23 protein-coding genes and 3 pseudogenes are annotated in these 23,136 nt (G+C 31.1%); 10 read left to right on the forward strand and 16 right to left on the reverse strand.

Annotated elements, in window-relative coordinates; translation table 11 throughout:
* Positions 1-56: 56 nt before the first annotated feature.
* Positions 57-573, reverse strand: a pseudogene (locus tag P5P90_RS13910) (DUF2892 domain-containing protein).
* Positions 574-739: 166 nt separating this feature from the next.
* On the opposite strand from P5P90_RS13910, the gene rpmH reads away from it, so the two are divergent.
* The 3 genes from rpmH to P5P90_RS13925 all read left to right on the forward strand — a co-directional run bounded on the left by rpmH (position 740) and on the right by P5P90_RS13925 (position 5,042).
* Positions 740-901, forward strand: coding sequence for a 50S ribosomal protein L34 (rpmH, locus tag P5P90_RS13915; RefSeq protein ID WP_008464848.1), 162 nt, complete (start codon positions 740-742; stop codon positions 899-901).
* A 163-nt stretch (positions 902-1,064) separates the two neighbouring features.
* Complete coding sequence (gene carB / locus P5P90_RS13920) at positions 1,065-3,920, forward strand: carbamoyl-phosphate synthase large subunit (RefSeq protein WP_278035212.1); 2,856 nt, start codon at positions 1,065-1,067, stop codon at positions 3,918-3,920.
* 672 nt (positions 3,921-4,592) lie between these two features.
* Positions 4,593-5,042 carry a GNAT family N-acetyltransferase gene (locus P5P90_RS13925; protein ID WP_278035213.1) on the forward strand — a complete coding sequence of 150 codons (450 nt, stop codon included), beginning with the start codon at positions 4,593-4,595 and terminating at the stop codon, positions 5,040-5,042.
* Positions 5,043-5,196: 154 nt separating this feature from the next.
* Here the strand turns inward: P5P90_RS13925 and P5P90_RS13930 are convergent, their stop codons facing one another.
* The 10 genes and pseudogenes from P5P90_RS13930 to P5P90_RS13975 form a co-directional block, all read right to left on the reverse strand.
* A complete protein-coding gene (locus P5P90_RS13930) occupies positions 5,197-5,418 on the reverse strand; it encodes a hypothetical protein (protein ID WP_278035214.1) in 222 nt (73 codons plus the stop codon).
* Between the two features lie 198 nt (positions 5,419-5,616).
* Positions 5,617-6,003, reverse strand: a complete 387-nt coding sequence (locus P5P90_RS13935) for a hypothetical protein (RefSeq protein WP_278035215.1) — start codon at positions 6,001-6,003, stop codon at positions 5,617-5,619.
* Positions 6,000-6,623: pseudogene (locus tag P5P90_RS13940) on the reverse strand (TIGR02117 family protein). The gene P5P90_RS13935 and the pseudogene P5P90_RS13940 overlap by 4 nt, the downstream one beginning before the upstream one ends.
* A 279-nt stretch (positions 6,624-6,902) precedes the next feature.
* Complete coding sequence (locus P5P90_RS13945) at positions 6,903-8,891, reverse strand: KUP/HAK/KT family potassium transporter (protein ID WP_278035216.1); 1,989 nt, start codon at positions 8,889-8,891, stop codon at positions 6,903-6,905.
* A 232-nt stretch (positions 8,892-9,123) separates the two neighbouring features.
* Complete coding sequence (locus P5P90_RS13950) at positions 9,124-10,482, reverse strand: hypothetical protein (protein WP_278035217.1); 1,359 nt, start codon at positions 10,480-10,482, stop codon at positions 9,124-9,126.
* A gap of 174 nt (positions 10,483-10,656) precedes the next feature.
* The gene (locus P5P90_RS13955; RefSeq protein WP_340696414.1) at positions 10,657-11,112 is read right to left on the reverse strand and encodes a sensor of ECF-type sigma factor; all 456 of its coding nucleotides are present in this window, start codon (positions 11,110-11,112) and stop codon (positions 10,657-10,659) included.
* A gap of 17 nt (positions 11,113-11,129) precedes the next feature.
* A complete protein-coding gene (locus P5P90_RS13960; RefSeq protein ID WP_278035218.1) occupies positions 11,130-11,546 on the reverse strand; it encodes a hypothetical protein in 417 nt (138 codons plus the stop codon).
* Between the two features lie 56 nt (positions 11,547-11,602).
* Positions 11,603-12,120: pseudogene (locus P5P90_RS13965) on the reverse strand (RNA polymerase sigma factor).
* 58 nt (positions 12,121-12,178) lie between these two features.
* Entirely contained in the window at positions 12,179-13,288 is a 1,110-nt protein-coding gene (locus P5P90_RS13970) for an SRPBCC family protein (RefSeq protein WP_278035219.1), read from the reverse strand.
* 212 nt (positions 13,289-13,500) lie between these two features.
* The gene (locus P5P90_RS13975; protein WP_278036539.1) at positions 13,501-13,689 is read right to left on the reverse strand and encodes a hypothetical protein; all 189 of its coding nucleotides are present in this window, start codon (positions 13,687-13,689) and stop codon (positions 13,501-13,503) included.
* Between the two features lie 79 nt (positions 13,690-13,768).
* On the opposite strand from P5P90_RS13975, the gene P5P90_RS13980 reads away from it, so the two are divergent.
* Positions 13,769-14,158 (forward strand): nucleoside triphosphate pyrophosphohydrolase family protein, encoded by a 390-nt coding sequence (locus tag P5P90_RS13980; RefSeq protein ID WP_278035220.1) that lies wholly within the window; start codon positions 13,769-13,771, stop codon positions 14,156-14,158.
* Positions 14,159-14,224: 66 nt separating this feature from the next.
* Here P5P90_RS13980 and P5P90_RS13985 read toward each other — a convergent pair whose 3' ends face one another.
* Complete coding sequence (locus P5P90_RS13985) at positions 14,225-15,292, reverse strand: branched-chain amino acid aminotransferase (protein ID WP_278035221.1); 1,068 nt, start codon at positions 15,290-15,292, stop codon at positions 14,225-14,227.
* A 284-nt stretch (positions 15,293-15,576) separates the two neighbouring features.
* On the opposite strand from P5P90_RS13985, the gene mnmC2 reads away from it, so the two are divergent.
* From mnmC2 to P5P90_RS14000, 3 genes are all read left to right on the forward strand, one after another.
* The gene (gene mnmC2, locus P5P90_RS13990) at positions 15,577-16,236 is read left to right on the forward strand and encodes a tRNA (5-methylaminomethyl-2-thiouridine)(34)-methyltransferase MnmC2 (protein WP_278035222.1); all 660 of its coding nucleotides are present in this window, start codon (positions 15,577-15,579) and stop codon (positions 16,234-16,236) included.
* 142 nt (positions 16,237-16,378) lie between these two features.
* The gene (locus P5P90_RS13995) at positions 16,379-16,576 is read left to right on the forward strand and encodes a hypothetical protein (RefSeq protein WP_278035223.1); all 198 of its coding nucleotides are present in this window, start codon (positions 16,379-16,381) and stop codon (positions 16,574-16,576) included.
* A gap of 199 nt (positions 16,577-16,775) precedes the next feature.
* A complete protein-coding gene (locus P5P90_RS14000) occupies positions 16,776-16,979 on the forward strand; it encodes a hypothetical protein (protein ID WP_278035224.1) in 204 nt (67 codons plus the stop codon).
* A 26-nt stretch (positions 16,980-17,005) separates the two neighbouring features.
* Here the strand turns inward: P5P90_RS14000 and P5P90_RS14005 are convergent, their stop codons facing one another.
* Positions 17,006-17,947, reverse strand: coding sequence for a LysR substrate-binding domain-containing protein (locus P5P90_RS14005; protein ID WP_278035225.1), 942 nt, complete (start codon positions 17,945-17,947; stop codon positions 17,006-17,008).
* Positions 17,948-18,386: 439 nt separating this feature from the next.
* On the opposite strand from P5P90_RS14005, the gene P5P90_RS14010 reads away from it, so the two are divergent.
* From P5P90_RS14010 to can, 3 genes are all read left to right on the forward strand, one after another.
* Entirely contained in the window at positions 18,387-18,671 is a 285-nt protein-coding gene (locus P5P90_RS14010; RefSeq protein WP_278035226.1) for a hypothetical protein, read from the forward strand.
* A gap of 82 nt (positions 18,672-18,753) precedes the next feature.
* Positions 18,754-20,559 (forward strand): SulP family inorganic anion transporter, encoded by a 1,806-nt coding sequence (locus P5P90_RS14015; RefSeq protein ID WP_278035227.1) that lies wholly within the window; start codon positions 18,754-18,756, stop codon positions 20,557-20,559.
* 25 nt (positions 20,560-20,584) lie between these two features.
* Positions 20,585-21,220, forward strand: a complete 636-nt coding sequence (can, locus tag P5P90_RS14020) for a carbonate dehydratase (RefSeq protein ID WP_278035228.1) — start codon at positions 20,585-20,587, stop codon at positions 21,218-21,220.
* A gap of 27 nt (positions 21,221-21,247) precedes the next feature.
* On the opposite strand, the gene P5P90_RS14275 is transcribed toward can, so the two are convergent.
* From P5P90_RS14275 to P5P90_RS14030, 3 genes are all read right to left on the reverse strand, one after another.
* On the reverse strand, positions 21,248-21,895 hold the full coding sequence (locus tag P5P90_RS14275; RefSeq protein ID WP_340696415.1) for an LETM1-related biofilm-associated protein: 648 nt from the start codon (positions 21,893-21,895) through the stop codon (positions 21,248-21,250).
* Positions 21,896-21,915: 20 nt separating this feature from the next.
* Positions 21,916-22,446, reverse strand: a complete 531-nt coding sequence (locus P5P90_RS14280) for a hypothetical protein (RefSeq protein WP_340696416.1) — start codon at positions 22,444-22,446, stop codon at positions 21,916-21,918.
* Positions 22,447-22,563: 117 nt separating this feature from the next.
* Positions 22,564-23,091 carry a superoxide dismutase family protein gene (locus P5P90_RS14030; protein WP_278035229.1) on the reverse strand — a complete coding sequence of 176 codons (528 nt, stop codon included), beginning with the start codon at positions 23,089-23,091 and terminating at the stop codon, positions 22,564-22,566.
* Positions 23,092-23,136: the final 45 nt, after the last annotated feature.

Genomic DNA, 23,136 nt, shown 5'->3' on the forward strand with positions numbered 1-23,136 from the left:
AAAAAAATCCGTCAACTTTAAATAAGTGACGGATTTTAAAAAAAGGTGTGATGAAATTACATTTTTTTCATTTGTTCTTTCATCATATTGATTTGATCTTTCAACATTCCTTGTTTGTCTAGTTTCTTTACTTCAGCGATTAAATTGGTCGCTTCAATTTTTTCTTCTTCTTGAAAGCGCAATTCCTGCCAAATTTAGTTTAGCAACGGCTAAATCCATATCCATAGATAAACCTAGTTCAATCGCTTTCTTAAAATATTTCTCTGATTGATTGATATTTGTTTGCGAAAGCATGATTCCGTGAAGATAATTAAAGTATCCTTGTTGTTTTCTAGTTAAAGCTCCTTCAGGATTTTTTATGTATGAAAGCCACTTTTGAGCGCCTACAAAGTCTTGTTTTCTTAATTTTAAAAAGGCCAATAAGATGAATTCGTTTCTGTAATAAAGAAAAACAGGAATTATTGTAAGCAATAATAAGAAGATTCCATTGCCAATATTGTTTTCCGTAAATTGCCAAATGCTAGTAATTACAATAAGTCCAGCGATAATAAGTTTGATATTCTTGTTTAACATGATGGTTGTTTGATTTGTGTTTGCAAATATAGTAAAAGGAATTAAAAATATTTTTATAAAACTTCTTGCTAGAAAAAAAGTCTTTGTATATTTGCACTCGGTTTAGAAATGACCGTTATATCAAACAATAAAAGATACAATTAATAAGATTTAAAGATACAAACCAATGAGCAAAAGAACGTTTCAACCATCGAAAAGAAAAAGAAGAAATAAACACGGATTTATGGACAGAATGGCTTCTGCAAATGGAAGAAAAGTTCTTGCGCGTAGAAGAGCTAAAGGAAGACATAAATTAACTGTTTCTAGCGAGCCTAGACACAAAAAATAATGTTTGAAAAAGCATAAATAAGGGCGTTACTTTTATTAGTATCGCCCTTTTTTATACCTAGTCTGAAAATAGTACTCAAGTTTATGTTTTTTAATGAGTTACCTCTTTTAAAAAAAGTAAATTTGAGAAATAAAAAACTTCAAAAAACAATAATTACATCATAATGCCAAAAGACACTTCAATCAAATCCGTTTTAATTATAGGTTCAGGTCCTATTGTTATTGGTCAAGCTTGCGAATTCGATTACGCAGGATCGCAATCAGCTCGTTCTATTCGTGAAGAAGGAATCGAGGTTATTCTTATCAATTCGAATCCTGCTACAATTATGACCGACCCATCAATGGCGGATCATATCTATTTGAAACCTTTAACGACTAAATCGATCATTGAAATCCTTAAAGAACATCCACAAATTGATGCTGTATTGCCTACTATGGGTGGTCAAACGGCACTTAATTTATGTCTGGAAGCGCAGGAAAAAGGAATTTGGGATGATTTTGGTGTAAAAATGATTGGGGTTGATGTAAACGCAATTAATATTACTGAAGATAGAGACCAGTTTAAAGCGCTTTTAAAGAAAATTAATGTACCAACTGCACCAGCAGAAATTTGTACATCATATTTAAGAGGTAAAGAAATTGCTCAGGAATTTGGTTTCCCATTGGTTATTCGTCCTTCTTTTACATTAGGTGGAACTGGGGCTTCTATCGTATATAAACCAGAAGATTTTGACCGATTGTTAACTGCAGGTCTTGAGGCTTCACCAATCCATGAAGTTTTAATTGATAAAGCTTTAATGGGATGGAAAGAATACGAATTAGAGCTTTTAAGAGATAAAAATGACAATGTTGTCATCATTTGTTCTATCGAAAATATGGACCCAATGGGAATCCATACTGGAGATTCGATTACAGTGGCTCCTGCAATGACATTATCGGATACTACTTTCCAAAAATTACGTGATTACGCTATCTTGATGATGCGCAGTATTGGTAATTTTGCCGGAGGATGTAACGTACAGTTTGCAGTATCACCTGATGATAAAGAAGATATCGTGGCTATTGAAATTAACCCACGTGTATCTCGTTCTTCTGCTTTGGCATCAAAAGCTACAGGATATCCAATTGCAAAAATTGCTTCTAAATTAGCTTTAGGTTACAACTTAGATGAGTTACAAAACCAAATTACAAAATCTACTTCAGCTTTATTCGAGCCTACTTTAGATTATGTTATTGTAAAAATACCACGTTGGAACTTTGATAAATTTGAAGGTTCTGACCGAATTTTAGGTCTTCAAATGAAGTCGGTAGGTGAGGTAATGGGAATTGGGCGTTCGTTCCAAGAAGCTTTACACAAAGCAACACAATCATTAGAAATTAAACGTAATGGTTTAGGTGCAGATGGTAAAGGGTATACCAATTACGAACAAATTATTGAAAAACTTACTTATGCAAGCTGGGATCGTGTATTCGTAATTTACGATGCGATTGCTATGGGAATTCCATTGAGCAGAATTCATGAAATCACTAAAATTGATATGTGGTTCTTGAAACAGTATGAGGAGTTATTTATCTTAGAAAAAGAAATTGCCAATTATAAAGTGAGCAATTTACCAAAAGAGTTATTGCTTGAGGCAAAACAAAAAGGTTTTGCTGACCGTCAATTAGCTCATATGATGGGATGTTTAGAGAGTGAAGTTCACGCTTTACGTATGGAGATGAACATCAACCGTGTGTTCAAATTGGTTGATACTTGTGCTGCGGAGTTTAAAGCTAAAACGCCTTACTACTACTCAACATTTGAGGCTGAAATTGAAAAAGCAGATGGAACACGTTTTGTAGATAATGAAAGTATTGTTACTGATAAAAAGAAAGTAATTGTCTTAGGTTCTGGACCAAACCGTATTGGACAAGGAATTGAGTTCGATTACTCTTGTGTTCACGGAGTTTTAGCTTCTAAAGAGTGTGGATACGAAACGATTATGATTAATTGTAACCCTGAAACCGTTTCAACTGATTTTGATACAGCCGATAAATTATACTTTGAGCCGGTTTTCTGGGAGCATATTTATGACATTATCCAACACGAAAAACCAGAAGGAGTTATCGTTCAGTTAGGTGGTCAAACAGCGCTTAAATTAGCTGAAAAATTATCTAAATACGGCGTAAAAATCATCGGAACAAGCTTTGATGCATTAGACTTAGCAGAAGACAGAGGACGTTTCTCTGATTTATTAACGGAGTTGAAAATTCCTTTCCCTAAATTCGGAATTGCAGAAAGCGCAGACGAAGCTTCGAAGTTAGCGGACTCATTAGATTTCCCATTATTAGTTCGTCCTTCTTATGTATTAGGAGGTCAGGGAATGAAAATTGTAATCAACAAACAAGAGTTAGAAGAACACGTAATTGATTTGTTGAAATCGATCCCAGGAAACAAATTATTGTTAGACCACTATTTAGATGGTGCTATCGAAGCAGAAGCAGATGCTATTTGTGATGCTGATGGAAATGTGTACATCATCGGAATTATGGAGCACATCGAGCCATGTGGAGTTCACTCGGGAGATTCTAATGCTACATTGCCTCCTTTCAATTTGGGAGAGTTTGTAATGCAACAAATCAAAGATCATACACACAAAATTGCTAAAGCATTAAAAACTGTAGGTTTAATCAATATTCAGTTTGCGATTAAAGATGATACCGTTTATATCATCGAAGCGAATCCAAGAGCTTCTCGTACAGTTCCATTTATTGCTAAAGCGTATGGTGAGCCTTACGTAAACTACGCTACTAAAGTAATGTTAGGACACAGTAAAGTAACCGACTTTGATTTCAATCCTAAATTAAACGGATACGCTATCAAACAACCGGTATTCTCTTTCAGTAAGTTCCCTAATGTAAACAAAGCTTTAGGACCTGAAATGAAATCAACAGGAGAAAGCATCTTGTTTATCGATGATTTAAAAGATGATCAATTCTACGAATTGTATTCAAGAAGAAAAATGTATTTGAGTAAATAATAACTCAATTGATTCATAGAATAGGCTGTCCATCAAGACAGCCTATTTTTTTTTTTGTTTTTTTTGGGGGAGCACAACATTTGGCTTTTTTTAATAGCAATAGTTCCTGCTGTTCGCTGTATCTTGTGGCAGCTTAAAGGCTGCTGCCACAAGGATGTCGCTACCATCAGGGCTATTTAGGTAAGATTGGTGTTTTTTTAGAAGTAACAACCCAATTTGCTGTAAAACCAAAGAATGAAAATTACTGTTGGAAAAAATTATCAAAAACGTCAGTTCGAGGAATAATTTGGTAACCTAAAAAACAATACAAAAAGACGTTGTAAATTATGAATTGAATTGTAGTAATTTCTGGCAACTCAACTTGTCCTTAGCTTCCGCAATCGAGTGTCAAATGTTTGAAGAATACGTAAAAAGAAAATCTGTTTGAGCGCAGCGAGTTATTTTCTTTTAGTATTCGAAAACAAATTTGACCGACGAGGAAGCTTAAGACTTGATTTTTTTGTTTCTTTTTTGATCAAGCAAAAAAGAAAATTAGTAAAAGATAATTTCACATTTAATAAAACGTCATTGGTAGTGTTTTTTTGCGTAATGAAATGAAGTAAAAAATGTAACAAAAATAATAAAATGTATTTTTGTTATTCTTGATAAAAGGAATAGCATAAAAATGACAACATGGAACTAGTTTGGCAAATTAAATCTTTTGAAACATTAACAGTTAGCGAACTCTACGCCATTTTAAAATTGCGCTCAGAAGTATTTGTAGTGGAACAAAACTGTGCTTATTTGGATATAGATGGTAAAGATCCTTTGGCATTACACCTTATTGGAGTGTATAATGATCAGATTGTTGCCTGTACTCGACTTTTTAAACCCGGAATTACTTATGATGAAGCTTCAATAGGTAGAGTAGTAGTTGCTGCTGATTATCGCGATAAAAAATGGGGCAAAGAATTAATGCTGCAATCTATTTCTGCTATTAAGCATCAGTTTGGCGAAAGTCAGATTACCATTGGTGCGCAATTGTATCTTAAAAAATTCTATGAATCGCTTGGTTTTGTTCAGTCCAGCGAAATGTATCTGGAAGATGATATTCCGCACATAAAAATGTATTTGAGTGAATAAGCTCAAATTTTGGATTATAGCGTTTTGTGGTTTGGTGAGGTTGCGAAGTACGGAACCGATTACTTTAAGTTAAAGATGAAATTTCTGGCGAAACATGAACGTGATTTTACCACAAAACTATCAATCTCGCAAAATGCTTGATATGCGGAGGTAGTTATTCTTTCAAATATTTGAATTTTGTTTTCCCTCGAATTTTGAATTCTTTTTCAGTATAAATTCGTCCTAATTTTCTGATTTCGATTAATGAATCATTTTTATCATAATAATATTCAGTCAGAAACTCAATGTATTGGTTAGGATTTGTAACTGTTGAAAAGCTACTATCTCTTTTGCTAAATAGTTTATTGTTAGAATTATATTTACAATAAGTTTTCATTCGATTTGTTCCACTAAAAACCCAATCTTCTATTTCTATTCTGTTAAATTTATCATATTTATATTCAGATACCTTTGAAATTTCATTGTCCTCGATTACTGTTTTCTTTATAATTTTACCTTTTAAATATTCATAATTTATAGTTTCTCGTAATCCAATTTCAGACTTTAAATTTCCAAACTTGTCATATTTTAATTCCTAAATGATTACTTCATTCTTAGTGTTATCTGTTATTTTTATTAGTTTTCCATTTTTATCATATAAATATTTATGCTTTAGGATTTTTGAAATTAAACCTTTTCCTTCTCTTTTGTAGACTGATTTAGTTTCGGATAATTTGTTTTGTGAATTATAAAAATAGAATGATAAGTTGTTACTATTTATTAAATTATTTTTTGAATCATAAATATTTGTTACACTTGTTGCTCTTCTGATTATTGAATCTTTTTCGTTTAAATTATTTTCAGTTATAGTGATTTGGTAAGATTTATTTTTCTCTGAATATTCCAACAAACTATTCTCTTCAAGATTTCCACATGAAATTAAATTACAGAGTAAAATCAATAAAAAAAAGTGTCTTTTCAAAGCAGATTTTTATAATTACCACCAATCACTAAGATCCATGATGCATTTAATGTTTTTTGTATCCTATTTATAAAATTAATTGTATTTCGAAAAATTCCTGAATCGGTTGCTGTCCAAAAAGAACATTTTTGCCCACAGGCTTTTAAAGCACTATTTGCCCAGGTATTACAGGTTTTGAAGATGCTATAACTTCCATTAGCTTCATAAAAAGCATCGGTTTTTCCATAGTTGGCATTTGTTTTTATGGCTATGAAATTCCCTGAAGTCTCTTTTTGAAAACTGTTAGTGATATACGTAATTTAACGTTGGTATTGCTCTTTACTAATTAAGATTGATTTACAATCCTTACCTGTTTTCATGGTTTTATAATAAGTAGCGTGAATAACAGTAGTACTTAAGCCTAAAGCCGCTTTAAATGCAACTGAAGCCTTTAAGTCCGACCATTCAGGAGTTTCAAGATAAAAACCTTTATCACCCCAACCCATAGCAATATATTGGTATGTTGAATCAGCTGCTATAGTGTTTTTATAGTGAATTTTTTTATTCCAGTATATCTGTTCACTTTTTGTAGGCATTACAATATCTGTATGAACACCGTTAGTGAGAATGTAAATTTCCATTTCACTTTTACTGTTATTTTCTTTTTCTATTGTGATTTTTGAAAGCAGATAAGCTGAAGAGATGTAGATGATTATAAATCCTAAAAAATATATATAATCGTTTTTAAAAGTATTTTCAGTGCTTTTTTCAAGTGGAATGTATTAATTGATTTATTTATTATTCCAAATTTAATTAAATAAAATTCATGTTAAAATTTATTTTGAAAAAAGAGTTAGTAAAAGTGTTTGCAAAAAAAAGCGACTTTCTAAAAAATCGCTTTAATTAAAATAAGATAGGTTTTATACTTTTTCGATGTGTATTTCTCTGGCTTCTAATCGGGTGAGATCCATGTTTTCTGGAGTATGAAGTACCATTGGGAATTTCTCAATTTTTACAGAACTACTATCTAAACCAAAAGCACTTTCTTCAGATAAGCTTAGCTTTTTAATAAAGAAATAAGAATTCATAATTATGTTTTCGTGCCATTTTAATTCATTATCATTTGATAAGTATTTTTCAGAAAGCACAAATTTAAAGTCTCCAATGATGTTGTTTTTATTTAAGGACTCATATCGGCTTCTGATATCTACTTCGCCATTCTTTACCATGTCTTTGATTACTTCTTTAAACATGAGGTTAATTTTAGTAGGCTCTCTAAAACCAAGATTGAAATCCACACGGTATAAATCATCTTTAAGGATTTCAGTTACTCTATATTCGGTTTTATAGGGTTCAGAAAGAATATTTACGTGTACAAACCAATAAATATCGGCTCTTTTTGGTCGTTTTTGTAAAATAGAATACATTACTTTTTCTTCTATTTCATCAACTCGTCCTGCGTTGGTCATATACACTAAGTGAGTTGCATATTTAGGGATACTCAAATCAACACTTAACTCGCTAAGTACTTTAATGTAATCTTGCACTTTTACAATTTTAGTATAGCTTTTGGTAATCTTTTTGGCAGAGAACCATATTGACATTATTGTAATTAAAAGTATTGCAATAATCAAGGTTACATAACCTCCATCGCTAAATTTTGTAACATTTGCGGCTAAGAAGCTAAATTCTATTATAAGATATAATGTGATTAATGGAACCATAAAATACAATTTTACTCTTTTCATAATTAAATAGAAATTAAGTAAAATAGTGGTCATTATCATACAAAGAATAATGGCTAAACCGTATGCGTGTTCCATGTTACTGGACTCTTTGAAATGCAATACAATTCCAACACAACCTAAGAATAAAAGCCAATTTATCGATCGAATATACAATTGTCCTTGTAATTCGGTTGGGTAGTTGATTTTTACTTTTGGCCAGAAATTTAATCGCATAGCCTCATTAATTAAGGTAAATGAACCACTAATTAAGGCTTGAGACGCAATTACAGCCGCAGTTGTTGCAATTACGATTCCGAAAGGTTGAAACCAATCGGCCATAATTAGGTAGAAAGGGTTTCCGTTTTTTCCACCTAAACTTAATAATGTTTCTCCCCCATGATGGATAAGATAGGCTCCTTGTCCAAAATAGTTTAAAACCAAAGTTGCTTTGACAAAAATCCAGCTAATGCGAATGTTTTTTCTTCCGCAGTGTCCCATGTCAGAATACAAAGCTTCGGCTCCTGTGGTACATAAGAATACAAATCCTAATACAAAAAAGCCATCAGGGTGAATGGTTAATAAGTGGTAGGCATAATATGGATTGAAAGCTTTGAATACTTCTGGGTGTTCTATAATTTGGATAATACCTAAAATTCCAAGCATACTAAACCAAATAAACATCATTGGAGCAAAGAATTTCCCAACTAGTTTAGTTCCAAATTGTTGAATGGTAAAAAGGACAAATAAGATTCCAATTACGATAGGAACCGTATTAATATCTGGATAGTAGGTTCTAATACCTTCAACGGCAGAAGATACGGATACTGGAGGTGTAATAATTCCATCCGCTAGCAAGGCACTTCCTCCTATAATTGCTGGGACGATTAGCCATTTGATTTTAGTTTTCTTTACTAAAGCATACAACGCAAAAATACCACCTTCACCATGGTTGTCAGCATTTAAGGTTATGATAACATATTTCAGTGTCGTTTGTAATGTTAATGTCCAAAATACAGCAGAAATACCACCTAATACAACATCTGCGTCAATGGTGTGTTCTCCTAAAATGGCTTTCATTACATACAAAGGAGAGGTCCCAATATCTCCATAAATGATTCCTAAAGTAATTAATAGACCTCCTAAAGATAATTTGCTGTGTAAGTTTTTATGAGATGCGTTCATTATATTTTTTTGTAAAGCCTTCAAATTTACTCATTTTTAAATAAACCAAAAGTTAATATCCCTAAAAAACAGAAAAACACGACTAATTAGCCGTGTTTTTAATAATAGTTGTTTTTTTTGTTAAATTCTTCTGTTGTTGCTTCTCGAAGATCCATTATTATCGCCTTGATTTGATCCTCTATTTCTATTTGAATCGCCTCTTTCTGGTGCAGAATAGGATGGATTACTTGGTCTAGAGTAGGAGCCTTGGTCTCGAATTTCTGTTGTTATTTTCTACTCTAGGAGCGCTGTTCTCTTGTCTAGGTGTATATGTTCTTTGATTTTGTCCATATTGATTTGAATTCGATCTTGAGTTTTCGGCTCTATTTTGATTGTACTCTCTATTCTCTGTTCTTGCAGCACCATTTTCTTGTATAGGAGTGTAGGCTCTTTGATTTTGTCCATATTGATTTGAATTCGATCTTGAGTTTTCGGCTCTATTTTGGTTGTACTCTCTATTCTCTGTTCTTGCTGCACCATTTTCTTGTCTAGGAGTGTAGGCTCTTTGATTTTGTCCAGCTTGATTTGAATTTGATCTTGAGTTTTGATTGTACTCTCTGTTTGTACCTCTTTGTGAGGCATTATCTCGAGAGCTATTTTCGGTAGTGTAACCTCTGGAAGGGTTATATTGTCTTGAATTTGACGAATTACCGTTAGATTCTCTCGTGTTTATTCTTGAATTAGAATAGTCTCTTGAAGGAGTGTTTCTATTTGACGAATAATCTCTTGTTTGTTCTCTTCTAGAACCCGAATTGTTATTGTATTGTCTGCCTTCAACATATCGGTTCGAATAATAATTTTTGTTATAATAACTTCTTCTTTGATCTAATTCATAACGATTAGTAAAGTTGCTATATCTTCTAGTAAAGGCGTAATTTGGATAACGTCTTTCGTAAGCATTAGAACGTCTGGTGTTGTATAAAGAGATGGCTACATTGCTTCTTCTATAACTCACATAATTATAACGATTACTGAAGTTTACACATAAATTAATGTTATTTCTATATCTGTAAATTGGGTATGGATTCCATGCGTAAAAGTAGGATGGGTAATAATTCCAATACCAGTTAGAGATGTATGGACGATAGTTAGAGATCCAGAAAGACGCATAAATGTGAGGAGTTGAATAGTATATTGGTTCATAAATGTAGTTAGGACCATATAAATATTCGTTACCAATAAATTGTACCTGCACTCTATTATTGCTTCTTTCGATATCTATAGTCGCAACATCTTGGTATACATCACGATCTAAAACAGATTGAATTATCACTACGTGCGTGTTATATTCCACCGTTTCGATTACTCGCAAATAATCGACTTCGTTATCGTTATTCAAATCTAAATTTGAAATTTGAAGTTCTGGGTCATTCAATCTTCTTTCAAAGTCTTCTAAATTTCTGGAGTCTCCAAATACAGAAGCAACTGCTCTTAAATCAAGATTGTCGCTTATTTCGTTACTCATCGCGTTTACTGTTGTTCTATTTTGAGCTTCAACAGAAGCTGAGAACAAAGTAGCTAGCACACCTAATAGTATAATTGTATTTTTCATGATAATGGATATTTACATTCTTGATTGGGTATATTCAATTACTGTGCCAATTCATTATGAACCTATTTAGCCGATGTTCAATATGAGTATACAAAAGAGTAGATTCTATTATTTAAAATAAAAAAAACCGTTCTGTATTAATTTCAGAACGGTTTGTATAACGAGTATTTGCGTTTATTTTCTCTTCCCGCGATCACCGTATTGTTGAAGCAATTTTCGGTAAAAATCATCCTCTGATTTTTTTAGCTTAAGAATTTTAACTGCTGGCAAAATGGTTCGGATACTTTTAGTGAATTTTTTTCGCAATAAAAATAATTCTTCATCAGCGGCTTCCATTTGATTAAGCAATATTATAGCTTCTTTTTCACTGATTTTATTTAAAGCATCTCCGTTCATTCGCCACTTTAATGTTCTCATTTTTTCATGTCTTATCTCAAATTGCTTATCGTCATAAGCATTGTAAAGCGGCCAGAATTTCTCAGCTTCTTGTGAGCTAAGGTTTAATTCGGTAGTTAAAAAAGCAACTTTCATTGCTTTTACTTGCTCTTTTTTATCTTTTATATTGTCTTGAGCATAAAAACTACAAGTGAATAGCAATAATAAGGGTAAAAGTTTTCTAAAATTCATCATCTTTTCTGTTTGAGGGATTATTCTATTATATAGTGTTCGATATTATTGTTGCTAATTAAAATATCTTCAATGGTTTGATCTTTTAATTCGATATCTTGATCGATGTTTCTAATGTCTTCTTCGTCTAAAGCGTTTATCAAATCGTACTGGTTGATGTTAGATTGATAGCTTAGATAGTTTTCTAATGTAATTGTATCTAAATCATTCTTAGTACTCGCATTTTTTATCAATGTAGGAATTGCTAGAGCAAAAACGAAAACAGCTGCAACCATCATTATTATTGATTTCTTTCTTTGGAATAATGAGATTGTTTTTGGTTCTTCTTTAGGTAATTGAGCGAGTAATTGAGCTGAAAAATTTTCAAAATAATTTTCGTCTGGAGTTTTGAATCCAGATTCAATCTTAGGGTTGTTATGTAGTTTAAATTCTTTCATAATATCTATTAGACCAAATAAAATGGAAAAGGTTTAATTTGTGGTTAAAATGGCTTCTATTTTTTTACGGCATGATGATAAGAAGCCTTTAAAGCTCCTACTGAAGTGCCTAGAATTTCAGAAATTTCTTCGTATTTTAATTCTTCAAAATATTTCATTTTAAATACTAGTTGTTGTTTTTCAGGAAGTGTAGCAATGGCTTTCTGTAACGCAATTTGAATGTCATTTCCATCAAAATAAACATCAGATTGAAGATTATTTATAGTGTTGTTTTGTAATGTTTCGGATGATATTCCACTTTTTTTGCTTTTTGGTTTAAAAAAGTTAAGGCTTCATTGGTTGCAATTCGATAAATCCAAGAGAATAATTTACTTTCACCTTTAAAATTTTTTAAATTTTGGAAAACTTTAATAAAAGTGTTTTGCAAAACATCATCGGTATCATCATGACTTAAAACGATGTTCCGAATATGATTGTATAAGGGCTTTTGGTAGGAATGCAACAATTTTTGAAAAGCATCATTTTGCGTTTTCGGATTTAATAATTGTTCTATGAATTCCTTTTCTTCCAGCAAAGTTTTTTGGAGTTTAGATTTAAAATGGACTAAAAGGTTTAATTTTTTTGAAAAAAAATTAAAATTCATATTCTTCTTCTGGATTTGGAGTTTCTGGGGTTATATTATTGGTTGTAGCGGGCTCAGTAATTGCTGGTTTTGGCGCTATAATTCTAGGGAAAATAGGAACATAAACTTCAGTTACCCATTTTGATGGATTTTTTATTTCTGTTTTACCTGAAATATAAATTTCTATGAAAGAAAAAATGGGGTTTGGAGCTATTTTTTGTTGGTTTAAGTAATTAATCGTTTTGTTATAAGCCGTTTTTAGATGCGAATAATCACCTATAAGCGTTGTTTTGGCCGCTTCAAAAGCATCCAATTTTCCTGCTACTAAGTCACTTCCTGAACTCAAAAAAATAGCATCACGAATTCCAACACCAATGGTGATTTTAGTAAGTCCTTCAGGAGTGTCGTAAGTGTGATACAATATGAAAGGCTTGCCGTTAATTATAATGTTGTTTTTTTTGCAAAAAGCGATTAATTTAGGCAGAACAATTTTTAAATTTTTGTTCACTTTAGGAATTTCACAAGTAAAACTTTGACCCAGGTAATTCATGGCTGTTTTTTGAACAATTCCATTTTCTTTAGTAGAAAAAGTATTTATTTCATAAACCAAAGCTTTGTCTAAATTTGCCAAGCTTTTTTCGTAAGTTTCACCAATAACTTTTTCTATTCCGCCATGTAAAGCAGTATAAATTTTAAAGTAAAAGCTCATTTTTCCTTTAGTTCTCCAAGTTACTTTAGTGCCTCCTATTGTATCTTTAAAAAACCAACTAACTTTAGAATTTGTTCCTTCAAATTCCATAGTTTGACTAATACTGTCATTTTCTTTTACGGCGATGGTTTGCATTTTACCACTTCCATCTTGGCTTTCCCATGAAAAAGAAGCGTCTTTTCCAATCGTATTTTGAGGGTAATCTAATTTGGTTTCAGGATCTTGAGTAGTCCACGAACAAAAGTCACTCCAGTTTCTGTAATCATTTACATAATTATAAACAGAAGTTTTAGGAGAATTAATAATCTTACTTCTTTCTACAAGAAAATCGCCTTTTTGTGTAGCAATAAAAATGGATAGGGCAACTAAGCTAAGTAATAAAAGAAGAAAGATATATTTTATAATTCTCATAATAAATTGATTATTTCTGTTGTAAAGTTAGAAATTTTATCAATATGCAATGCTATTGGTAAGAAAATTATAAAATACGATAATTTATCGATTTACAAAGGGGTATTGAATAGAATTCCTTGAAAAACATTATAATAGTTATGTAAGATAACTTGTTGTTTATTAGTGTTTTGGTATTAATAAAAAGAAGCTAATTAGGGAATTCAATAGTGTTAGTGTTTTAGAACAACTTTGATGACAAATAGTAAACCTATGAAAATTAAAAAACCAATTAGTATTTTGTAATTTCCTTTATAAAAAATTCGGTGTGTTGCAATGTCTTTTCGATAAGAAAAAATCATAACAACGATAAAAGCAATTAGAAAACAAATGGCAAAAATTAATTGTCCTTGACTAAACATAGTAAAAATATTTATTGCAAAAATAGTCAAATGTTTAGGATTAGTTGCTAATTTGCATTTCATTTAACTTATAATAATTATGCAAGATCAAATTAATTCTGTTAAAGAATTTCATACAGCATTCGGGATTGGATACAGTGAAACACCAATCGCTGATTTAGGAGAAACAAAAAACACACTTCGCTATCATTTAATGAAGGAAGAGAACGAAGAATATCTGGAAGCAGTAAAAAATAATGATTTAGTGGAAATTGCAGATGCTTTAGGAGATATGATGTATATCTTGTGTGGAACTATTATTGAGCACGGACTTCAGGATAAAATTGAGGCTGTTTTTGATGAAATTCAAAGGAGTAATATGAGTAAATTGGGTGAAGATGGAAAACCAATTTATCGTGAAGATGGGAAAGTGATGAAAGGTCCTAATTATTTTAAACCTGATTTTACAAAGATTTTTGAAAATAGTTAAGATTAAAAAATAAAATGGCGGTTATCGAAATTGGATAACCGCCATTTTATTAATACAAAATTACATTTAAATTTTTACTGTCCATCCAAAAGGATCTTCAGCTAATTTATGTTGAATGTTTGTTAGTTTTTCTTTTAGTTGTAAGGCAACTGAATTTTCGATTTGAGGTAACTCGTAGTACTCATCTTTATATGAAAATCCTTTAATAGGACTAACTACAGCAGCTGTTCCAGCGCCAAAGATTTCTTTCAAGCTTCCGTTTTTAATACCTTCAATTAATTCAGAAACAAGAACGGGTCTTTCTTCAATAGCGATTCCTTCTTTTTTAGCCATAGCAATGATACTTTTTCTAGTTACTCCATCTAAGATTCTTTCGCTTGTAGGAGCTGTAACTAAGGTATCATTAATTCTGAAGAATACATTCATGGTTCCAGCTTCTTCTAATTTAGTATGAGTAGCATCATCAGTCCAAATGATTTGTTGGAAACCGTCTTTATTAGCCAAACTAGTTGGGTAAAATTGTCCAGCGTAGTTTCCAGCAGTTTTAGCAGCTCCAATACCGCCATTAGCAGCTCTACTATAATGTTCTGCAATAATAACCTTTACTTCTCCAGAGTAATATGCTTTAGCTGGAGATAGGATAATCATAAATTTATATTCGTTTGATGGATTTGCAACTACACCAAATCCAGTAGCAATCATAAATGGTCTAATGTAAAGGGAGTTTCCTAAACCTTTTTTTATCCAAGCTTCGTCTAATTTTAATAACTCATTAAGTCCTTCCATGAATATTGATTCAGGAATTTCAGGCATTGCCATTCTTACAGCCGAACTATTAAAACGCTTTACATTTTCATCAGGTCTAAACAACCAGATGTCGTTATTATCATCTTTGTACGCTTTCATTCCTTCAAAGATAGCTTGACCATAATGAAAAACTCTTGAAGAAGGATCCATTAAAAATGGAGCATATGGTTTTATTGTTGGATTTTGCCATTCGCCATCTTTGTAGTCACATTCAAATAGATGATCAGTAAAAACAGAACCAAAACTTAAATTGTCAAAATCTACTTCGTTGATTTTTGTATTTGAGGCTTTTATAATTTCAATTTTCTTGGTTTGAGTTGTACTCATAATTATATGTTTTTGTTTTTTGAATGCATTGTTGAATGTTAAGTTATTTTTCATTTATAATGAAAGTCAACTTTATTTCCTGCAAAAATAAATAAAAAAGGGCAAAAAGTTTGCTAAAACTTTACTATTTGTTAGTGTATAATTGGATTTTCGTATTTGTTTAAAATAAAACCTAAAATTAGAATCATTTCTATGAAAAATGCAATAATTCATTTCCTTTAGAGCCAAGGTTGCTAATTTTTTTAAGTAATTTTGGCTGTGGATATACATTTAAACTAAAAAAATTGAAAAGAGAAATTATTCAAACCAGTGATGGGTCTACTACAATTCATTTGGAAGAGTGGAATGAAAGTTATCATTCTAAACATGGAGCAATTCAAGAAGCGAAACATGTTTTTATAAAAAATGGACTTTCATTGTTTGAAGGGAGAGCGATTTCAATTTTAGAAATTGGTTTTGGCACAGGTTTAAATGCTTTCATCAGTTTTTTAGAAGCTTCTGGATTGCATCAAACTATTGATTATATTGGGGTAGAGGCTTATCCCGTCGTATCAGAAGAATTGGTTTCTATGAATTATGTACAGGAATTAAATGCGCAAAATGAATTGGCTATTTTTAAAAAAATGCATGAATCAGCTTGGAATGAAAAAATAGTATTGAGTGATTTTTTTACTTTGACTAAGCGACAACAGTTTTTTCAAGATATTGATGATATTGAACAATTTGATTTAATTTACTTTGATGCATTTGGCTATCGAGTTCAGCCCGAATTGTGGAGTACTGAAATTTTTCAAAAAATGTATAACGCTTTGAAAACGAATGGCATTTTAGTGACCTATGCAGCCAGAGGTGTGGTTAAAAGGAGTATGCAAGAAGTAGGTTTTAGAGTTGAAAAATTAGCAGGTCCACCTGGTAAAAGAGAAATGTTTAGGGCAATAAAATGATTTTTCGTTAAAAACTTAACAATTTTTATTTTGAAATAATAAAAATCAATCTAACTCGTTATTGTTTGATAAAGCTATTTCTAAAATTCTTACTTTTACATAGCTTAAAAATGAATGTTTAACCTAAAATCGTTAATCTATTATGTCAAAAGTTATGTTTGATTATACCAAATCAATATTAGAAAGAGTAAGTTTTGATTTAGTACTTTTTAGCAAGGAATTAGAGAAAGCTATAAAAACTTTACTTCCACATGAGTTAGAACAGTTAAAAGAATGGTTAGTATCTTTTATAATAGAAAAACCAGAATTAAAACCTTCATTAGGAATTATAAATAAATAAAAAGGAATCATTTGATTCCTTTTTTTGTTTTTTTCGACAATTTCGTAATAGATTAGAATGTTTTTTTGTATGTAAAATATTTTTAAAAAATAATTAAAAAGTATTTCGTCGATTTTATGTGTTTTTTAACTACTGAGATAGGAGAGAATCTATTTTGAATTTTGTATTTTAGACATATGAATTTAAATACTTAAATGTTATGCCTAGAATGATATATGATTATACAAAGTCTATCCTCGAAAGAGTAAGCTTTGCTCCAGATTTATTTGTGAAAGAGCTTAAAAAAGCAGTTAGAAATTTATTGCCACATGAGATGGAACATCTTAGAAACTGGCTTAATTACTATACAAAAGAAAGACCAGAGTTAAAACAATGTCTTATTGAGTTAGACAAAAACAAGTAAGAGGTAGAGTCAAGAGTTTCTTGACTCTATTTTTTTTGTAGAGGGCTAATAATCTGAACATTTTGAAAAACAATAGCTCCTTTTACAACTCCAGCTATTGTAGATCGTAAAGCTTCAATAATTTGGATTTTTAATTCGCTTTTTGGATAAATCAAACTTACTTCTCGTGCGGGTTTAGGTTCTACAAAATGGCGTAATTTTAATTTGTCAGACTCTTTCAAATCTAAGGTGTGTAAGTAAGGCAATAGAGTAGTCCCTAGTCCTTCATCGGCAAGTTTAATTAAGGTTTCAAAACTTCCGCTTTCTATTTGAAAATTATTAGTGGCCGTTCGAGTATTATTTTTACAAAGGTTGATAATTCCATCTCTAAAACAATGACCGTCTTGTAATAATAGAATTTCATCAATATTTAAATCATTTATTTCGATTTCTTTTTTCTGAAAATGGTGATGACTCTCCGGTATGTAAGCGACAAAAGGTTCAAAGTATAAGACTATTTCTTTGATTTTTTCCTCCATCAATGGTGTCGCAGCAATAGCAGCATCTAAATGTCCATTGTTAAGTTTAGTAATAATTTCTTCTGTATTTAGTTCTTCAATTATTAATTTGACTTTTGGATGTTTTTTAATGAAATTATTCAAAAACATAGGTAATAAAGTAGGCATGATAGTAGGTATAATTCCCAGTCTAAATTCTCCTCCAATATATCCTTTTTGTTGTTCAACTATATCTTGGATTCGGTCGGCTTCGTTAACTATATTTTTAGCTTGCGAAACAATTTTTTGTCCAATATCGGTTAGTTGAATAGGTTTTTTTGTTCTATCAAATATTTGAATATTAAGTTCTTCTTCAATTTTTTGAATTTGCATACTCAGCGTTGGTTGCGTAACAAAACACTTTTCGGCGGCTAGTGTAAAATTTTTATGTTCGGCAACAGCAAGTACGTATTTAAGTTGGGTAATAGTCATAAAATAGAGAATTTTGATGCAAATATAAAAACAATCAATTTAGTTGATAGTAAAAAAAGCCCTTTTTAATGAAATTAAATAAAATAATAGCTACAACAATATAGAATTGTTTTGGCATCGAGAATAAAGGAATGAGCAACATTTGTAATTCTATTGAATGATTTGTTTTCCATGTTATAAATAATTGAAACATCAATTGGAATCTTGCAAGAGTTGTTAGTGTAGAAAAAAAATAGATAATACGTGATTGTTTTGCCAAAAAGGTAAATATTCATGTAGATATTGTATTCCTGGTTGAGGATTAATTTGTACATTAATTTCAGCATTTTAAAAACAGTAGAAATCTAGTTTAACCTTGTTGCTTTTTATCAGTATTAATTTTTTTATAAAAAAAAGATTTTTTGTATTTTATGTTTTATTAAGGTTTACATTTGTTATTATGAAGTCAATAGCACGCTTTTTTTTAATCCTATTTATAGCTTTTTTATCAACACCTACGATTGTTAAGTTGATAGAAAAGACTTCAGATACCTCTATCTTTTTTAGTATGTCAGAAGAAGAGCAAGTAAAAAAAGAAGTGAAAAACTTTGTTTATTTTGATTCATCTCCTATTATTTATGTTATAGAAATAGTAGCGAAACGGAATATAATTTTATCAGAAAATATTTCGAAGCACGATAATATTTCTAAAAAGATAGTATCTCCTCCTCCCGATTTAGCATAATACTTTTATTCGTTTTTATAGAAATTCTTACTAGCATTTAAATGATGTTATCAAGGTATATGTTTATTATATTGAAGTATTTATGACAAAAAAAATTAATCTTTTTGCTAACCTTAAATCTGATTTTGCAGCTGGTTTAGTGGTTTTTTTAGTGGCTTTGCCATTGTGTTTAGGTATTGCACTTGCTAGTGGTGCGCCTTTATTTTCAGGAATCATATCTGGAATAATAGGCGGAATAGTTGTTGGGTATTTGAGTAAATCTCATTTGTCCGTATCAGGTCCTGCAGCTGGTTTAACAGCTATTGTCCTTGTTGCAATAACCGATTTAGGTTCATTTAGTGCTTTTTTATTGGCGGGTTTAATTGCTGGAGCAATTCAGCTATTACTTGGGTTTATCAAAGCAGGAAGCATTTCTAATTACTTTCCTACAAATGTAATTGAAGGTATGCTTGCAGGGATTGGAATAATTATTTTCTTAAAGCAAATTCCTCATGCATTTGGTTATGATAAAGATTATGAAGGAGATTTATCTTTTGTTCAACAAGATGGTTTAAATACTTTTTCTGAAATTTTTTCAGTGGTAGGACATGTACAGTTGGGAGCTGTGATTATAACAATAGTTTCGTTACTTATTTTGATTTTTTGGGTAAAGATTCCTTATTTAAAAGATCTAAAATTGGTACCACCTGCTTTAGTAGCAGTTGTTGTAGGGGTATTATTAAATGAATTTTTTATTCAGTCAGCAAGTAATTTAGCTGTAATGCAATCGCATTTGGTAAGTTTACCTGTCCCAACATCTATTGATGAGTTTGCAGCCATTATTGTAACTCCTGATTTTTCTGCAATCACCAATTCAAAAGTTTGGATAGTCGCTGTTACAATTGCAGTCGTGGCTTCAATCGAAACTCTTCTTTGTATTGAAGCAGCTGATAGAATGGATGCTCAAAAGAGATACACGGACACTAATATAGAATTAAAAGCCCAAGGTATTGGGAATATGATTAGTGCTTTTATTGGTGGTTTACCCATGACTTCAGTAGTGGTAAGAACAACGGCAAATAATTCTGCGGGAGCAAAATCTAAAATGGCAGCTATTATTCATGGAGTACTTTTGTTAATTAGTGTTTTGGTTATTCCAACTTTACTCAATAAAATACCTTTAGCAACATTAGCTGCTATTTTGTTATTGATTGGATATAAATTGGCTGTCCCAAATATTAAACATTTTTCAAAATTTATGCCATCCAATATTAATATTTTTATTGTTTCTTTAATAGCAATTAAGATTGCCAATGATAATGCTGATAAAAGTATAACATTGATTTTTGCTGCTATTTCAGTAATAATTCTAATAAATTGTATTTATAAATTTTATAATGATATTGAATTTAAAAAATTATTAACCCGAAATCAATACCTCTACTTTCCGTTTATTGCGACTGTTGTTGCAGTCGTTTTTACTGATTTATTAAAAGGAGTCGCCTTGGGAATTATTATTAGTGTTATTTTTATTCTTAAGGGTAATATGGAACGTGCTTATCGTTTTAAAAAAGAAGAATATGTTGATGGAGATATTATACATATTGATTTGGCTCAAGAAGTTTCTTTTTTAAATAAAGCTGCAATCAAAAGAACTTTGAATGATATTCCAGAAAATTCTAAGGTTATTATAACGGCTCACGATACTGTTTATATAGCTCATGATATATTGGATTTAATCAAAGAGTTTAAAACGATTAGAGCTGTAGAAGATAATATTAAGGTGAAATTGAAAGGTTTCAAAAAAGTGTATCAGTTAGAAAATACTGATGATGTTACAAATCATGTATCGATAGAGCATTATTATGACGTAGCTAAAAGAGCTATGGTAAAAAAGGAAATTTTTTAAATACTCAATGAAAAATTAAAGTAAAATGGATGATTTTTATAAAAAAATACTAGATAACAATAAAGAGTGGGTCGTAAAAGCATTAGAGAATGATCCTAACTATTTTGCTGATTTAGCCAAAGGGCAAACACCTCCTTTGTTGTGGATTGGATGTTCAGATAGTCGTGTACCAGCTAATGAAATTATTGGTGCAAAACCAGGTGAAGTGTTTGTACATAGAAATATTGCTAACATGGTAGTTCATTCTGATATGAATATGCTTAGCGTCCTGGATTATGCAGTTAATGTTTTAAAAGTAAAGCACGTTATTGTTTGTGGTCACTATGGCTGCGGAGGTGTTAAAGCAGCTATGGGAAATCAATCGATAGGTATAATTGATAACTGGATTAGACATATCAAAGACGTTTATCGATTGCATAGTGCCTATTTGGATTCCATATTTGATGAAACAACCCGTTTTAATACATTTGTAGAAATTAATGTAAAAGAACAGGTGTTTGATTTAGCTAAAACATCAATTGTTCAGACAGCCTGGAAAAACAAGCAGAATTTAACTTTGCATGGTTGGGTTTACGGACTAAACTCAGGTTTTGTTACCGATTTGAATGTGAATATGAGTACTAATCAGGAATTAGATGAAGTTTATCAATTGAATTTATAAAAAAAGGCGCCTTCAAGGTGCCTTTTTTTATTCGTTATCCATATTTTCATTGAATGCAGATGGGAGCAGGGTAGGTATAAATTTAATCAGGATTGGAAGTAGTAAACTTCCGCCTGGTAATAAAAAAATGGTCAAAGAAGGTATTGTTTTGCAAATATCTAATAGCTGTTTTTTTACTTTCTTTTTTTCTTTCTCACTTAAGTCTCTGCGAGTAGAATAAGCCAATAAAAGCATTAATTCTTTACTTTCTATAATTTCTTTGAGCAATCTATTTTTGTTCCTACTGATAAGAGTGATTACACTTTGTGTAGTTTGGTCGTAAAAATGTTTTACGGGATTAGAATACTTAAAATAGGGGATTTGGTCTTTGTACTTCGTAATAAAAGTATCTGTATTTTTAATACTTTCGGTAACAAAATCAGCATTTATTTTTAGGTTTTCGGCTAATTTATGTAAAAAATAAATTTCTTCGTTCTCAATTTGTCCATCACTCCAAATTGCCATTCCTGCCATATCCATTAAATAGTACTTTTCTAAATCAGATTCAAAATAATCAAGATTAAGATCTTCTAGATTTTGAACACTAATATTGGAGAATTTACTGTAGCGAACTGAAGCTTCAAATAGTTTAATTAATAAATCATCATAATTTGACTTATTGGTTTTTATCTTCAAAGCCAACGTGACAACGCTAACTACAGCTTCTTCAATTTTTTTAGGTATTTCTCAGGAATTTTACCATTTCGTAAATATTGTCCAAAAGCCAAAATATCAATAAAAAGTAAGGCATTAGTAACAATGTGTGAAAAGTTTTTATTGATGATGTCTACATTTGTTTGAACACGAGTATCAATTATCTTTTCTAGATTTAGTGAAGGTGAACCATTTGGTAACACCTTTTTAAATAAGTTAAATCCTTGAGGATGTAAATCGTCATAAAAATATAAAGCTTTTTTTATGAAATTATTAGGGTCTTCGTCCTGAGTCATCAAGCCGTAAACACCATATAAGGTATTTAATAAGGCTACTTTAGGTATTTCATTTTGCACCCAGCCTTTAGTATCAACAAGCATTGGTGTTTCAAAAGAAATAATATGACCATAGATAAATCCTGTAGCTCTTGTTTTTTTGTAAAAAGTACCAGTGTCCAAGAAAAGATGTTCTTTCTTGAATTCTTGTTTGATGAAAAATTTATCAATCCAACCAGATGCAGAAGGGTTAATCATAGTCTTTTTTTGAAGCTACAAAGCTATGTTTTTTTATAGTTTTGATGTTATATTAAAATAAAAAAACCGTCTTAATTTTGTTAAATTAAGACGGCTTGAAATTTTTTTAAGAAAATACTATTTAATAATTGCTGTGCAGGCTACTCTAGCTCCTGCATTTCCTGCTGGTTGTGATGTAAAATCATCAGTGCCATCATGTACAATTAATCCTTTACCTAAAATATCTTTTGTTTGGTCACCACATCCAATACACCATTCGTCTGTAGTTAGTTTGATGGTTCCATTACCATTTTCATCTGCTGTAAAATTCCCAATATCACCTTTATGGTATTCTCCAACACCCCATTTTCCATGTTTTTTAAAGGTTGGGTTCCAGTGACCTCCTGCCGAACTTCCATCAGCAGCTGAACAATCCGATTTTTCATGGATATGGATAGCGTGAACGCCTGGTTTTAGACCTGTTACTTTTGCTTCAAAAGTTACTTTTCCGTTTTTTTCAATAAAAGTAGCTGTTCCGCCAACTTTACTATTACTTTTTGCTTCAAATGCAATATTTAGTTTCTTACTGTCTGCCGATTTGTTTTGAGGCTTACAACCGATTAAGGCGGTGCTAATGGCAAATGTAAATACAATAAATTTTTTCATGATTTTTTTATTGAAGTTTAAAAACATAAAAGTACTATAAAATCA

This window comes from Flavobacterium nitratireducens, assembly GCF_029625335.1.
GTDB lineage: Bacteria > Bacteroidota > Bacteroidia > Flavobacteriales > Flavobacteriaceae > Flavobacterium > Flavobacterium nitratireducens.

Excerpts from the sequence above, each read along its gene's own strand:
- rpmH (WP_008464848.1), top strand. The coding sequence starts at position 740 with ATGAGCAAAAGAACGTTTCAACCATCGAAAAGAAAAAGAAGAAATAAA.
- carB (WP_278035212.1), top strand. The coding sequence starts at position 1,065 with ATGCCAAAAGACACTTCAATCAAATCCGTTTTAATTATAGGTTCAGGT.
- P5P90_RS13925 (WP_278035213.1), top strand. The coding sequence starts at position 4,593 with ATGGAACTAGTTTGGCAAATTAAATCTTTTGAAACATTAACAGTTAGC.
- P5P90_RS13930 (WP_278035214.1), bottom strand. The coding sequence starts at position 5,418 with ATGAAAACTTATTGTAAATATAATTCTAACAATAAACTATTTAGCAAA.
- P5P90_RS13945 (WP_278035216.1), bottom strand. The coding sequence starts at position 8,891 with ATGAACGCATCTCATAAAAACTTACACAGCAAATTATCTTTAGGAGGT.
- P5P90_RS13950 (WP_278035217.1), bottom strand. The coding sequence starts at position 10,482 with ATGAAAAATACAATTATACTATTAGGTGTGCTAGCTACTTTGTTCTCA.
- P5P90_RS13955 (WP_340696414.1), bottom strand. The coding sequence starts at position 11,112 with ATGATGAATTTTAGAAAACTTTTACCCTTATTATTGCTATTCACTTGT.
- P5P90_RS13960 (WP_278035218.1), bottom strand. The coding sequence starts at position 11,546 with ATGAAAGAATTTAAACTACATAACAACCCTAAGATTGAATCTGGATTC.
- P5P90_RS13970 (WP_278035219.1), bottom strand. The coding sequence starts at position 13,288 with ATGAGAATTATAAAATATATCTTTCTTCTTTTATTACTTAGCTTAGTT.
- P5P90_RS13975 (WP_278036539.1), bottom strand. The coding sequence starts at position 13,689 with ATGTTTAGTCAAGGACAATTAATTTTTGCCATTTGTTTTCTAATTGCT.
- P5P90_RS13980 (WP_278035220.1), top strand. The coding sequence starts at position 13,769 with ATGCAAGATCAAATTAATTCTGTTAAAGAATTTCATACAGCATTCGGG.
- P5P90_RS13985 (WP_278035221.1), bottom strand. The coding sequence starts at position 15,292 with ATGAGTACAACTCAAACCAAGAAAATTGAAATTATAAAAGCCTCAAAT.
- P5P90_RS13995 (WP_278035223.1), top strand. The coding sequence starts at position 16,379 with ATGTCAAAAGTTATGTTTGATTATACCAAATCAATATTAGAAAGAGTA.
- P5P90_RS14000 (WP_278035224.1), top strand. The coding sequence starts at position 16,776 with ATGCCTAGAATGATATATGATTATACAAAGTCTATCCTCGAAAGAGTA.
- P5P90_RS14005 (WP_278035225.1), bottom strand. The coding sequence starts at position 17,947 with ATGACTATTACCCAACTTAAATACGTACTTGCTGTTGCCGAACATAAA.
- P5P90_RS14010 (WP_278035226.1), top strand. The coding sequence starts at position 18,387 with ATGAAGTCAATAGCACGCTTTTTTTTAATCCTATTTATAGCTTTTTTA.
- P5P90_RS14015 (WP_278035227.1), top strand. The coding sequence starts at position 18,754 with ATGACAAAAAAAATTAATCTTTTTGCTAACCTTAAATCTGATTTTGCA.
- can (WP_278035228.1), top strand. The coding sequence starts at position 20,585 with ATGGATGATTTTTATAAAAAAATACTAGATAACAATAAAGAGTGGGTC.
- P5P90_RS14280 (WP_340696416.1), bottom strand. The coding sequence starts at position 22,446 with ATGATTAACCCTTCTGCATCTGGTTGGATTGATAAATTTTTCATCAAA.
- P5P90_RS14030 (WP_278035229.1), bottom strand. The coding sequence starts at position 23,091 with ATGAAAAAATTTATTGTATTTACATTTGCCATTAGCACCGCCTTAATC.